The sequence below is a fragment of the Loigolactobacillus iwatensis genome (assembly GCF_003950295.1).
Classification (GTDB): domain Bacteria; phylum Bacillota; class Bacilli; order Lactobacillales; family Lactobacillaceae; genus Loigolactobacillus; species Loigolactobacillus iwatensis.
In genome coordinates, this window is record NZ_RHNP01000036.1 from 1 (window position 1) to 12,446 (window position 12,446).

Annotated in this window: 13 protein-coding genes; all 13 read right to left on the bottom strand. The window is 38.9% G+C overall.

Annotated features, from left to right (window positions below; all coding sequences use genetic code 11):
* Positions 1-150 precede the first annotated feature (150 nt).
* Positions 151-327, bottom strand: a complete 177-nt coding sequence (locus tag EKM98_RS12090; protein WP_164512692.1) for a hypothetical protein — start codon at positions 325-327, stop codon at positions 151-153.
* A gap of 108 nt (positions 328-435) precedes the next feature.
* On the bottom strand, positions 436-654 hold the full coding sequence (locus tag EKM98_RS09315; RefSeq protein WP_125982241.1) for a hypothetical protein: 219 nt from the start codon (positions 652-654) through the stop codon (positions 436-438).
* 54 nt (positions 655-708) lie between these two features.
* On the bottom strand, positions 709-1,527 hold the full coding sequence (locus EKM98_RS09320; RefSeq protein WP_068279150.1) for a MurR/RpiR family transcriptional regulator: 819 nt from the start codon (positions 1,525-1,527) through the stop codon (positions 709-711).
* A 245-nt stretch (positions 1,528-1,772) separates the two neighbouring features.
* The gene (locus tag EKM98_RS09325; RefSeq protein WP_125982243.1) at positions 1,773-3,476 is read right to left on the bottom strand and encodes an FAD-dependent oxidoreductase; all 1,704 of its coding nucleotides are present in this window, start codon (positions 3,474-3,476) and stop codon (positions 1,773-1,775) included.
* Between the two features lie 310 nt (positions 3,477-3,786).
* Complete coding sequence (proS, locus tag EKM98_RS09330; RefSeq protein WP_125982245.1) at positions 3,787-5,220, bottom strand: proline--tRNA ligase; 1,434 nt, start codon at positions 5,218-5,220, stop codon at positions 3,787-3,789.
* Between the two features lie 30 nt (positions 5,221-5,250).
* Positions 5,251-5,559 (bottom strand): rhodanese-like domain-containing protein, encoded by a 309-nt coding sequence (locus EKM98_RS09335; protein WP_068279159.1) that lies wholly within the window; start codon positions 5,557-5,559, stop codon positions 5,251-5,253.
* Between the two features lie 24 nt (positions 5,560-5,583).
* The gene (locus tag EKM98_RS09340; RefSeq protein ID WP_068279162.1) at positions 5,584-5,985 is read right to left on the bottom strand and encodes a hypothetical protein; all 402 of its coding nucleotides are present in this window, start codon (positions 5,983-5,985) and stop codon (positions 5,584-5,586) included.
* Positions 5,982-7,364, bottom strand: a complete 1,383-nt coding sequence (gene selA / locus EKM98_RS09345) for an L-seryl-tRNA(Sec) selenium transferase (RefSeq protein WP_125982247.1) — start codon at positions 7,362-7,364, stop codon at positions 5,982-5,984. The genes EKM98_RS09340 and selA overlap by 4 nt, the downstream gene beginning before the upstream one ends.
* Positions 7,365-7,369: 5 nt before the next feature.
* Entirely contained in the window at positions 7,370-8,518 is a 1,149-nt protein-coding gene (locus EKM98_RS09350; RefSeq protein ID WP_125982249.1) for an aminotransferase class V-fold PLP-dependent enzyme, read from the bottom strand.
* A gap of 9 nt (positions 8,519-8,527) precedes the next feature.
* The gene (gene selB / locus EKM98_RS09355) at positions 8,528-10,405 is read right to left on the bottom strand and encodes a selenocysteine-specific translation elongation factor (RefSeq protein WP_125982250.1); all 1,878 of its coding nucleotides are present in this window, start codon (positions 10,403-10,405) and stop codon (positions 8,528-8,530) included.
* 8 nt (positions 10,406-10,413) lie between these two features.
* Positions 10,414-10,692, bottom strand: a complete 279-nt coding sequence (locus EKM98_RS09360) for a DUF3343 domain-containing protein (RefSeq protein WP_068279174.1) — start codon at positions 10,690-10,692, stop codon at positions 10,414-10,416.
* A gap of 15 nt (positions 10,693-10,707) precedes the next feature.
* On the bottom strand, positions 10,708-11,364 hold the full coding sequence (gene yedF / locus EKM98_RS09365; protein ID WP_125982252.1) for a sulfurtransferase-like selenium metabolism protein YedF: 657 nt from the start codon (positions 11,362-11,364) through the stop codon (positions 10,708-10,710).
* 21 nt (positions 11,365-11,385) lie between these two features.
* Positions 11,386-12,429, bottom strand: coding sequence for a selenide, water dikinase SelD (gene selD, locus EKM98_RS09370; RefSeq protein WP_125982254.1), 1,044 nt, complete (start codon positions 12,427-12,429; stop codon positions 11,386-11,388).
* Positions 12,430-12,446: the final 17 nt, after the last annotated feature.

Below are 12,446 nucleotides of genomic sequence, written 5' to 3' on the forward strand. Positions count from 1 at the left end.
TTATGTTTGGCGATTTAATCATACGGGGAAGGTCTTCCCTTTTCAATTACTATTTACACAAAATATTGTACACTCCCAGAAAATCCATTTTTAAATGCTAAAATATCATGAATATTAATTTAGTTTCAACTATTTTTATTAGCCCATTCTTTATTTCTTAAGCCATTTCACAATTTTTACGGAGTCTTGCTTTAACTTATTTTCAATAACAAAATCTTGTAGGGCACGTGGTACCGAATGGGCAATTCCCGGTCGATAACGCCCACTTATCGCCTCAACAATAAAAAGTTGGCCACCTGGTTGTTCCGTAACTTTTAGTGGGAGCATAATCATCCTCCAATCAAGTCTTTTAATCTAATTTTCAGTATAGCTGATTTACGGCTAAAAGCTCAATTAATACTAATTTAGATAAAAAAACACGTAAAATTTAATCATTTACGTGTTCTTTTTATCGTTATAGTGCGTGATACAATTATTCACACCATCATCAAAATTATAAACGGCACTATGATTAAATTTTGCCAATTCAGACACTGATTTGATATAAATTGTATGCATTTGATTTGGTGATTCAAACACACTAACCTTAATTGGGCTTTTTTGCTGGTTGGTCGTTAAAAAATGCACTAAACCAGTATAACTAAAACTCCGCATCTCTCTGGCCTCCGTTTACAAATACAGACAACGGAATTACTCTTTGTTAGCTAGTTATTTAAGTTTATTATTCATAATCATTTCAATCGTCTGATCCATTTTCACCCGATAATTATCGTTTTCCAATAACATTGTCGTAATAATATCAAGTGCATAAGTCATAGCAAACTGTGAATTAACAAACCGACTGTTATCAACAAAATTACTGTTTTTAACTATTATCGATAAATCACATAATTCAGCTAGTGGGCTTTTACTAAATCCAGTCAAAGCAACGAGTTTAGCGTTATTTTTTTGGGCCACTTTTGCTGCCTCGTTTACCTCACGAGTGTTTCCTGAGTTAGACAAAACTAATACCAAATCGCCTTTTTTCATAATACCACTAGTGATATACATCATGTGACTATCCGTCATCCCAAACGCTGTAATTCCCATTCGAATTAGACGTTGGGTCATTTCGTTGGCCGTATAACCTGAACTTCCTAAACCGAATAAGTATAAACGATCGCTTTGTGCAATAAGCGAGACGATTTGCTTTAGAATTGCCGGATCCAATAATTGTTGTGTTGCCTTCAGCACCTTCTGGTAAAAATTATAAACATCATCAGGAATTGTCCCCTTCGTTGGTAAATCAACATTCACACTATCCGCTTGTGCCAACTGCAACTTAAAATCATAAAAATTAGTGCAATTCATTTTCTTTACAAATCTAGTAATCGTGGCGTTACTAACCCCAGTGGCCTGGGCTAATCGAGTAATACTCATTTTTTGTACGTTTCTGGGCTCTTGAATCACTTTCAAAGCAACTTTTCGTTCTTGTCGTGAAAAAGTAGTATATTGATATTCAACAAGTTGTACAAGACTTTTCATCATTATCATTCCTATCATTTAGAAATGTGGCGCTTATGGTCTTAACCTAGCACAATTCAATTATTTTGCCCATCTATTTTATTTTTCAAACAAATTTAATTACAATTTCTTGTGAATGACAAGCAAATTGAACAAATAGCTTTAAAACAACTGTCAGCCACAATTATTTTAAAGCTATTTTCGCGGTAATTAAAGCGCCACTATTTATATTTTATTTCTTTCAAATAAACCAATCGCACAAAAAGCTATTAGTCTAAATCAAATTTATAATGATCAACAATTGACTCACGGTCATCGACTAAATCATGATAATAGTTATATTCCGATATTCCAAGGAATGAGCCAACAATATTATGCACATTTGTATACCCTAAGTTAACTAATGCTCTAACCATATTGTAACTACGAAGACTAGTTAAACAATGCACGTATACTGGTTGATCCTTAGGAACTTCACTCAAACGATCTCTAAATTCACTTAATGGAATATTGACAGCACCCTTAACGTGCCCTTGAGCATACTCATCACGCTCACGAGCATCAATAATAAATGCTTTATCCTTAACTAGTTGTCTTACGGCGCTGACTGGTACCTGTTTGTATTCGCCATTTAGAATATTAGTTGCTACCAAACCAGCAAAATTAACCGCATTTTTGGTTGTGCTAAAAAGTGGTTGGTAACAAAGCTCTAAATCCTGTAGATCTTCAACGTGAGCGTGTAACGTTATTGCGGTTGCAATAACGTTAATTTGCTTATCGACTTCACTCATCCCAATTGCCTGGGCACCAAGTATTTCCCCAGTTGGATATCCGAAAACTAACTTCAGAAATAACGAATGGACATTTGGCATTAAAGCAACTTTATCTTTTGGAATAACAGTAACCGCACTATATTCAATGCCTTGCTCGTCACATTGTTTCTCAGTTAATCCAGTTGAAGCGGCATTTAAATTAAACAATCGAATCACTTGTGATCCTAAAACACCGCGCTGTTGTGTGGTTCGACCATAAATATGGTCAGCGACATGTCGAGCCTCCATTTGTGCAGGAAAAGCTAAATCAAGACGTTGCTTTTTACGCGTCAACATATTGGTTACTTCAATGGCATCACCAACGGCATAAACGTGGGGTAAATTAGTCTGGTAATGATGATTAACCGCAATGGCGCCAGTTTCACCTAAATGTACACCAATTTTCTTGGCCAAAGTAACTTCTGGTTGTACGCCAATTGCCGCAACAACTGCTTCGGTCGCAAGCTTTTTACCTGATTTTAAAGTGACTTCATCTTTACTAATTTCGGTAACGGCATCGGACACAATTAAATTGACCCCATTATCGACTAATTCTTTATGCAGAATCTGTGCCATATCTTCGTCCAGCGGCTGCATAACGTGGGACGTCGCCTCAATTAAAGCTACCTTACGACCAGCCTTAATTAAATTTTCAGCGATTTCCAAACCAATAAAGCCGCCACCAATTACCGTTACCTTTTGAATACTATTATCAACCAAATAATTCTGCAATTTTTCAATATCCGGAACATTACGAACCGTAAAAACATTTGCGTTTGTAATACCTTTAATTGTTTGGGGTAAAATAGGTGTTGCACCTGGAGCAAGAAAAAGTTCATCATAGCTTTGTTGCGCCTGCTTACCCGTACGTTGATTGATATACGTTACAATCTGCATTTCAGGATCAACGTCGACAACTTCAGTTTCCGTTCGTGCATTAATATTATAGCGCTGTTGAAATTTTTCTGGCGTCATTAAAACAATATCGGCCGCGTTTTTAACGGTTCCACTAAGATAATAAGGTAAAGCACAATTTGAAAATGAGACGTTAGGCCCCTTTTCGAACATTGTAATTTCGGCCGTTTCATCCAAACGACGTACTCGCGCTGCAACTGATGCACCGCCGGCAACACCGCCGACAATAACTATTTTCTTTCCCACGTTAACTTCCTCCTATGGTTTTTATTTATAAGTAACTTGTAAGAATCGATTCTAGGGTAAGATACATACTGGTCTACAACACTAAATACGTAAAATTTGATTTACATTTTTAATTTTCCCAGCACCAAATAAACCTTGTGTAAACTTGACTGTGATTAAAACGCATTTCAAGAACATCTAGGTCATGTTTGGAAAATACCCTTATTAGCATTTTCCTGACTAATTTGGTCCGAATATACTTAAAAAGGTGGGTTTCTTCACTTAACACAGTTGGTTTAATTTGGTGAATGATACTTATAAAAAACAGTTTTTAATAAGCCTGCGCCCAAATCACTAATTTTTTGGCCGGTTTACCACAATAAACACATTTATCAGATAATTGTTCCTGTTTAAAAGGAAGGCAGCGTGCTGTTGCTTTAGTTTCTGAATGAATAGCAGCTTCACACTTAGGATCACCACACCACATTGCCTTAACAAAGCCACGATGATTCCCTAACTGCTTTTTAAATTCAGTCATATCAGTTGCAGTGAATATATTAGCATCTAAATGATCCTTGGCCATTTGATAAAGATTTGCTTGGATCTCTTCTAACAATTCATTTACTTTTGCATGCACGTCAGCAATTGGTGTCACAATCTTTTCACCAGTATCGCGGCGAACAAGTACAACTTGTTGCTGCTTTAAATCACGTGGCCCTATTTCTAATCGAACAGGCACACCGCGCATTTCGTACTCATTAAATTTCCAACCAGGTTTTTTATCACTTTGGTCCATTGAGACCCGAACATCCGCCTGTAAATCAGTCATAATTTCAGTTGCCGCTTGGAGAACTTCCTCATTTGGTGCGATTGGAATAATAACAACTTGTGTTGGCGCCACACGTGGTGGTAGTTTTAAACCACGATCATCACCATGAACCATAATTAAACCACCAATGATTCGTGTCGATAGCCCCCATGAAGTCTGGTAAGCATACTGCTGTTTACCCTTATTATCTAAGTATTTAATGTTAAAGGCCTTAGCAAATTTATCATTAAAATCATGCGAAGTTGCCGATTGTAAAGCACGACCATCGGCCATCATTGATTCAAGGGTAAAGGTTTGGTAAGCCCCAGCAAATTTTTCACTTTCGGTTTTTTGGCCCTTGAGTGTCGGAATTGCTAAGAATTGATTAATCACTTTTTCATACATATCTAGTACTGAAAGCGTCTCATCATGGGATTCTTGTGCTGTTGCGTGAACAGTATGGCCTTCTTGCCAGTAGAACTCTGACGTTCGTAAAAATGGCCGAGTTGTCTTTTCCCAGCGCATAACACTGACCCACTGATTATATTTAAGTGGTAAATCACGATAAGAATGTACCGCACGGGCGTAATAATCGCTAAAAAGAACCTCGGAAGTCGGTCGAATGGCCAAACGTTCCTGGAGCTTTTCCGTACCACCCTGAGTTACCCACGCAACTTCAGGTGCAAAGCCTTTGATTAATTCACTTTCCTTAGCCAATAAACTTTCTGGAATTAATAGCGGCATTGTCATATCTTCATGCCCGGTCTTTTTCAACATACCATCAAATTCTTGCTTGATGTTCTCCCAAATTTGATAACCATAAGGCAAAATAATCATTGCGCCACGAACTGGTGAATAATCAGCCATGCCAGCCTTTAAAACAGTGTCGGTATACCACTTTGCAAAATCATCATCACGTGCCGTTATTTCCTTTACGAAATCTTTCTTATTAGCCATTTTACGCCTTCACTTTCATATAATAATGGATTAGTCGTTACCCTTTTTTATTTCTCCATTCCAAGCAACCATACCGCCTAAAACGTTGACTACATCGTAGCCGCGGCCCTTAAGCTTTTTAGCCGCTCGCTTACTGCGTACTCCAGAATGGCAGATTAGATACACCTTAGTCGTCGGGTGGTATTCCGTAATTTGTTCATACGGAAAATTAAGCGCTCCCGGAATATGTCCTGCCTCGTATTCATCTGGACGCCGAACATCCACAATTTGTGGCTTTTTAACTAAAAGTTGCTGTAAGGTATCCGTTGAAATACTTTCTACACGTGTAAAAAAAGCCATCCTAAAAACTCCTTTTTAAATATTTTATAAAGCCACTTTAATCATTAATAACTGCATTATCAAAACGACACACCAACAGGCCAAATTATAAAAATGAAGCGGTGCCCCTGCAGCTGTTAATAAGGCGGCAATGATGATCACCAGTAAAACCAATAATAACCAGCCGACGGACAACCAACTAATAATCTGCCATTTTTTATGCCGTTTTAAACTTAAAGTGATCAAATAATACAGTGTTAGAAGCACTAACAGCCAAAACAACCACTCTACTAAATGAACGGGATAGGTCTCATTCATAAATAAGATTTGACGCATAAACCCTAGCCGCGTATTGTATAGTGTCCGCAACTCAACTGGCACCCATAAGAAAATAAGTTGCATAATTACTAAAAGAACGATTAATAAACGTTTAGTTAATTTACTCATGATCTCATCAACTGACTAATTCGTCTAACGATTTTTTCATCATCACCTATTTGCAAAGTTCTAACATCAAATTGTATTTGTCCCTTTTCAAGCCGCACAATAATTGGGGAATCACTAATACGTAGTTTACTTTCTAACTTAGTTGCCGAAATTGTGGTGGGTGTAACGGCAACCAATTCGGTCGGTAACAGGTAGCCCGGATACGAGCCGCCGCCTACCTGTGAAGTGCCAGCTAAAGTCGTTACCTTAAGCGATTTAATTTGCTTTAAGGCACTACTCAATCTTTGGGCGTGCTGCTGCAATTCGGCCAAAGGTAACGTAATCATCCGTAGCGTTGGTATTTTTTGAATAACTTTTTCCGGATTTTCATACAAATGTAGTGTGGCCTCCAATGCAGCCAACGTAAGTTTATCAACTCGTAATGCACGCAACAATTGATTATGCTTTAGCCGTTCAATATAGTCACGTTTGCCAGCAATAATGCCCGCCTGTGGGCCACCTAATAGCTTATCACCAGAAAAAGTAACTAGATCATACCATTTGAGTTCTTCCTTAATTAAAGGTTCTGCAGGTAAACCAAATTTACTCAAATCAACCAGCAACCCACTACCAAGATCGTAAATTAACGGTACTTGCGCCTCATGAGCAAGCTTAGATAAATCCTGTGAAGCTACACTTTCAGTAAAGCCAACTATTCGATAATTACTAGTGTGAACTTTTAAAATTGCACCTGTTTCATCGCTTAACGCTCGCTGATAATCGACTAAATGGGTCTTGTTTGTGGTGCCTATTTCGTGGAGTATCCCGCCACCACTTGTAATAATTTCAGGTATGCGGAAGGAGCCTCCAATTTCAACCAGTTCACCTCGAGAAACGATTACTTCTTTTTGGTTTACTAGTGTATCCAAAACCAACATCACGGCGGCAGCATTATTATTCACTACTAGGGCATCCTCTGCTCCCGTTAAATCGCGAATAAGTGCCTCAACATGACTATACCGTTGTCCCCGAGCCTTTTCATTAAGATTATACTCCAGATTGGAGTACTGAAAGCCTACTTCGTTAACGGCTTGTTTAATTTCAGGACTCAATAGTGAACGGCCTAAATTAGTGTGTAAAACAACCCCAGTTGCATTAATTACCGGACGTAATGACATGACCGTTTTATTATGGATTTGCTGCTTAACGGCAACAACCAAATCAGTAGTGGCCAACGTAGGTTTTTCTCCCTGAATAATTTGCTGCCGCTTATTATTCAGTACTTGTTGAATTTGCTGTTTAACTAAACCACTACCAAATTGTTGTTGCAATTCGGCAATTGCTGAATTAGATAGCAGCTCATTCACAGAAGGTAAACTTTGAAATAAGTCCTCATTCATTTAATTTACTCCTCCATCGATTTTGTAATTTCTGTAACGGCCGCAATAACTTGTTTTGTTTCTTCAGCCGTATTGAAACTAGAAAATGAAAAACGTATAATTCCCCTTTGTTTGGTTCCCAAAGCCTCGTGGATTAATGGCGCACAGTGAGCACCAGGTCGCGTTGCAATTCCTTGTTCGCTTAATAGGTCGCTTACTTCGGATGAATCAAGTCCAGTAATATTAATTCCTACCGTAGCAGTATGCGGCTGCATTAAATGACTATATATTTCAACCTTATCAAGGCCGGCCATCGCCAAAATAAATTGGTCCGCTAGTTTTAAAGCCTTTGAACCTAGCTCACTGACACCTTGTTTTAAGCAATAATCAACACCAGCGGACAAACCAGCAATCCCCGGCACATTCAAAGTTCCTGCCTCTAGCCTTTCTGGCATGAATGGTGGTTGTGAATGATTAAAAGAATCAATTCCACTGCCGCCTGACAATAACGGTGTTATTTGTAATGGCTTCAAAAAACAAATCCCACCGGTCCCCTGTGGTCCATATAGCGACTTGTGTCCAGTAAAACATAGTACATCAATGTGACTGGCCTGCATATCGATTGGTACTACACCAGCGGTTTGTGAAGCATCTAAAACAAATAATAGGTGGTGGCGCTGACAAAACTCGCTGATTCGTTTAATATCCACTAGATCCCCAATTACATTGGAAGCATGCGTACAAATGATCATTTTAGTATTAGTCTGTAATAAGCTAGCTAGTTGATTTAACTGCAGTTCTCCCGTTTTGGCGTCAAGGCCAACAAAACTATGCGCAACACCGGCCGCTTCTAATTGATAAATTGGCCGTAATACCGAATTGTGATCAAAGGCTGTTGCAATAACGTGATCGCCTGGCTTAAGTAAGCCTTTGATCGCAATATTTAGTGCTTCAGTTGCATTGGTTGTAAACGAAACTAACGACTCACTTGGTACATTAAATAATTGCTGAATTTTCTGCCGCGCTTTGAAAACAACTTCATAAGCATTGATAGCGGACTGATGAGCCCCTCTAGATGGATTACCGTAAATTTGACGATCAATGACGTCAAAAACGGCCTTACCAACGGACTTAGGTTTAACTAAAGTTGTTGCTGCATTATCAAGATAAATCATACTGCCACCTCACCTTAACTCACGTTTGTTTTCAACGCGCTTAGTAATCCCATCTTTGTCCATTTTTTCCAAAATTAACATAGCGTAACGCCTACTCGAACCAGTGATATCGCGAAAATCGGCTAAACTAAGTTGGCTGTTCTTCTGAATAAAATCAGTCACCAATTTAACGGCTTTTTGATAATAGGTACTTGAGATAACGACATCATCATTAAGTCGCACAACTGTTGTTCCCACTAGCGCATCCAGAACCTGCATTGCCTGCCGCTGACCATTAGTTAACTCTTGTGAACTTGGTGGCGTAAACCCAGTGGCCGTTAATTCTTTTTCAAGTTGCGCCTTTAGCTTTAGTTGTTCCGGATTAAAAATCGGCTTAAAGGCATATAAAGAAACAAAACCTGCTTGCTGCTTAATCACCTTTTCGGTACATAAATAGTCAATGACATCACTACTGTACTCACTATTAGTTTGTTCATTTATCTTGGAACGAACTTCGGCTAAACCTAGCCCCACCTTTAACGGAAATTGTTGGTGAAAGTTCTGCAACTCACTAACCAACCAGTCCTGTAATTTTTGAAGCTTTTCACTAGTCGTATATTCATTACCTAGTTTGTTTATCTTGCCATTTTTACTTAATACCTCTAATAATTTTTGGGCCTCACTATGTTTTAAATCCAAAACATTCGCAATATCGGCCAAACTATTAAACATTTTTTCACTAGTTAATAAATAATCTTTTAAAATGGCCGCCTTATCGCCAGTAGCCCGAATGGATAAAGTTTGTAATATTTCCTTATCATAGCGATGATGTCGGCGGGGATTAGCATCCAACACTACACCGCCACCAATTGTTTTCATTGGCGAATACGTTCTGACAACAAAGCGATCGCCATTTTTTAAAGCAATCTGTTCTTCTAAACGAATTTGAACAAAAGTTTTACCGTTTACTTGCACTTCTTCCGTTCCTAAGGGGTAAATCCGGCCAAGTACTTCTTTGGCCCCAGCATAAACCCTAACCCGATCTTGAAGTTCCAGTGCGGCATCAGAAACATCCAGTGTTTGTAATTGCACATCAAGCATCCACGTCGGTTCCACATTATCTAATAAAGTTAGAACGTCCCCCCGGGATAACTGATCGGCTTTAACGTTCAAATTCAAGGCAGTTCGTTGACCGGGTAATGCTACTTTCTCATCCTGATCATGCACTTGAATATTGCGAATTCGAACACGCTCCTCACTGGGGTAAGCAATTAACTCGTCATTGATTGCTACTTGGCCACCCAATAAAGTTCCGGTTACAATGGTTCCAAAACCCTTTAAGGTAAATACACGATCTACGTTTAAACGTGGGTTTCCATCGCTTTTAGGTGGTGTAATGTTCTTGGCCATTTCATCAATTTTTAGCGTGAGCTCATGTAAACCAGTTCCAGAAACGGCATCGGTAATAACAACGGGTGCTTTTTCCAAAATAGTACCCGCAAACGTTGTCCGAACATCATCAATGGCCAATTCCTGCATCTCACTATCGACGGTGTCCGCCTTAGTCAGCACAATAATAAAGTTTTTAATACCAAGCAACATTAAAATTTCAGCATGTTCAATTGTCTGCGGCATAACACCTTCACCGGCATCAACAACGAGTAATACCATATCAATACCGGCCAGACCGGCGATCATATTTTTTAAAAATTTCTCATGTCCGGGAACATCAACAATTCCAACACGTTGTTTACTGGGGAGATCGAAAAACGCAAATCCTAAATTAATGGTTAAACCACGTTTTTTCTCTTCAGTGGTGGTATCAGTTTCAATTCCGGTCAATGCCCGAATTAAAGTCGTTTTCCCGTGATCAACATGTCCGGCCGTTGCAATTACAATGTGTTTCAATGTTCAGCCTACTTTCCCGCGTAATCGAATAACTTCTCGTATGAGCTCTTAACTCCCCGGCGATAGCCTTTATAAAAAGCTTTGTAACGAATATCTTTATCAGCAAGTAATTGCTTGATTGCTTGTGTTTCTGGTAGTTCATAATGCAAACTAATCCCGCAACCGGCTACAATTTGCCCTGGAGTTGTTAGTGCCCGCGTTTTAAAGTTATTTTCTTTAGTTAAGACTTCGCTTTTTATGGCGTCATGAGTTGCGTCAAAGACCACTAAACCAAATTCTTTATCCATTTTAATCGCTTTCCTTTAAGGTCGAACGATTCGCTGTGAACCGCGCATTAATTCAACAATTCTAAACATATTTGTAATGTCGCCAACGCCAAGCTTATCTTCTAAATGATAGAAATTAACGCAGGCGCCACAACCTAGTACTTTAACACCATTATCGGCCAGAACTTTTAAGTCCTCAACCGAATCGGAATCCTTGGCTAATAACTTGACCCCGGCGTTATAAAAGATCATGTATTCTGGCAGAACATCCTGTTCAGTCATTGAATTGATGAATCCTTTTAATAATGTCCGACCTAAATCATCTCCGCGGCCCATGATATCCGTGTTTACAACCACGATGTACCCTTGTGACAACCGAACCTGTGCCAACTCTGCCTGTTCAACGTGAGGCATTGCTTCATCGGAATCCTCTGCTACAGCAACTGGCGCTGCTTGAGCAGTTTCCTTATTTTCACCAGTCGAACCCTGTTTCTTAATATCAACTTGGAATCTTTCCTTAGAGAGTTGTTGCATATTATAGGAATAACCTAATTGTTTAGCCATTTTTTCTAAATTTTGTGTTGAAATATCACTATCAACAACAATCTGAACTGAATCATTGTTACGTAATGCCTTTTTTGTCCGAATAATTGGAATTGGGCAAGCCTGACCAAGTGCATTTATTTTTTCCATAATTATTTATCTCCTTAAAATTTAATTAACGACAATTTCGACGTCATCTGTTGAAGCTTTTTTTGTAACGTGACCAATAATTGCTGACTGTAATTCTAATGTATTCAATTCCTGTAATAATTTTGGTGCTACGGACGCTGGTACACTAACCAGTAAACCACCTGAAGTCTGTGGATCAAAAACTATTTCTTCTAGTGCGTAGTCATCAAGGTTAAATTCGATTTTTCCCTTTAAATAATTCCGGTTTCGCTGGCCACCAGCAGTTATAAGAAACTCTTCCGCATAATTATAAGCCTCAGGAATCATTGGAATGTTCTCCGCCGTCAATTGCGCTTTAAATTCACCGTGTAACATTTCGCTTAAGTGACCAGCAAGACCAAAACCAGTAACATCGGTGCAACTAGAAACTGAGTACTGGCGAATAATATCGGCAGCGTACTTATTTAAGGTTGTCATTGAAGTAACTGCTTGGTTGAAAGCCGCCTCTGAGGCCTCACCTGCACCATAAGAAGTGGTCACAATACCTACACCCAGTGGTTTGGTTAAAATTAGGACATCGCCATCGGCCACCATATTATTTTTTAAGATTTTATCTGGTGCAACTCGACCCATAACTGATAAACCGTACTTTGGTAATCGATCATGAATGGAATGCCCACCAGCTAGTATTCCACCGGCCTCAGAAACCTTTTCGGCACCTCCTTTAAGTATCCGTTCTAAGATTTTTACATCCATATTTTCTGGAAAACAAACAATATTTAGTGCGGTAAGAACATCGCCACCCATGGCAAAAACATCACTCAGCGCATTGGCCGCCGCTATTTTACCAAACAAGTAAGGATCGTTTACCATTGAAGGAAAAAAATCTAGTGTTTGAATTAAAGCAGTATTCCTATCAATCTGATAAACCGCCGCATCATCAGTTGATTCATAGCCAACTAATAAATTTTTATCGTGTTTACTAGTTGGTAGTTTTTTTAGAATTTCTGCTAAATTTCCAGGCCCTATTTTGGCGTTACAACCGCCACATACAATGAGTTGCTCAGCTTGCGTTTTTTCGTCCATGATTATTAAATACTCCT

Bases quoted from the DNA above. Each gene is read 5' to 3' on its own strand.
- EKM98_RS12090 (WP_164512692.1), bottom strand. From the start codon at position 327: ATGCTCCCACTAAAAGTTACGGAACAACCAGGTGGCCAACTTTTTATT.
- EKM98_RS09315 (WP_125982241.1), bottom strand. From the start codon at position 654: ATGCGGAGTTTTAGTTATACTGGTTTAGTGCATTTTTTAACGACCAAC.
- EKM98_RS09320 (WP_068279150.1), bottom strand. From the start codon at position 1,527: ATGATGAAAAGTCTTGTACAACTTGTTGAATATCAATATACTACTTTT.
- proS (WP_125982245.1), bottom strand. From the start codon at position 5,220: ATGGCTAATAAGAAAGATTTCGTAAAGGAAATAACGGCACGTGATGAT.
- EKM98_RS09335 (WP_068279159.1), bottom strand. From the start codon at position 5,559: ATGGCTTTTTTTACACGTGTAGAAAGTATTTCAACGGATACCTTACAG.
- EKM98_RS09340 (WP_068279162.1), bottom strand. From the start codon at position 5,985: ATGAGTAAATTAACTAAACGTTTATTAATCGTTCTTTTAGTAATTATG.
- selA (WP_125982247.1), bottom strand. From the start codon at position 7,364: ATGAATGAGGACTTATTTCAAAGTTTACCTTCTGTGAATGAGCTGCTA.
- EKM98_RS09350 (WP_125982249.1), bottom strand. From the start codon at position 8,518: ATGATTTATCTTGATAATGCAGCAACAACTTTAGTTAAACCTAAGTCC.
- EKM98_RS09360 (WP_068279174.1), bottom strand. From the start codon at position 10,692: ATGGATAAAGAATTTGGTTTAGTGGTCTTTGACGCAACTCATGACGCC.
- yedF (WP_125982252.1), bottom strand. From the start codon at position 11,364: ATGGAAAAAATAAATGCACTTGGTCAGGCTTGCCCAATTCCAATTATT.
- selD (WP_125982254.1), bottom strand. From the start codon at position 12,429: ATGGACGAAAAAACGCAAGCTGAGCAACTCATTGTATGTGGCGGTTGT.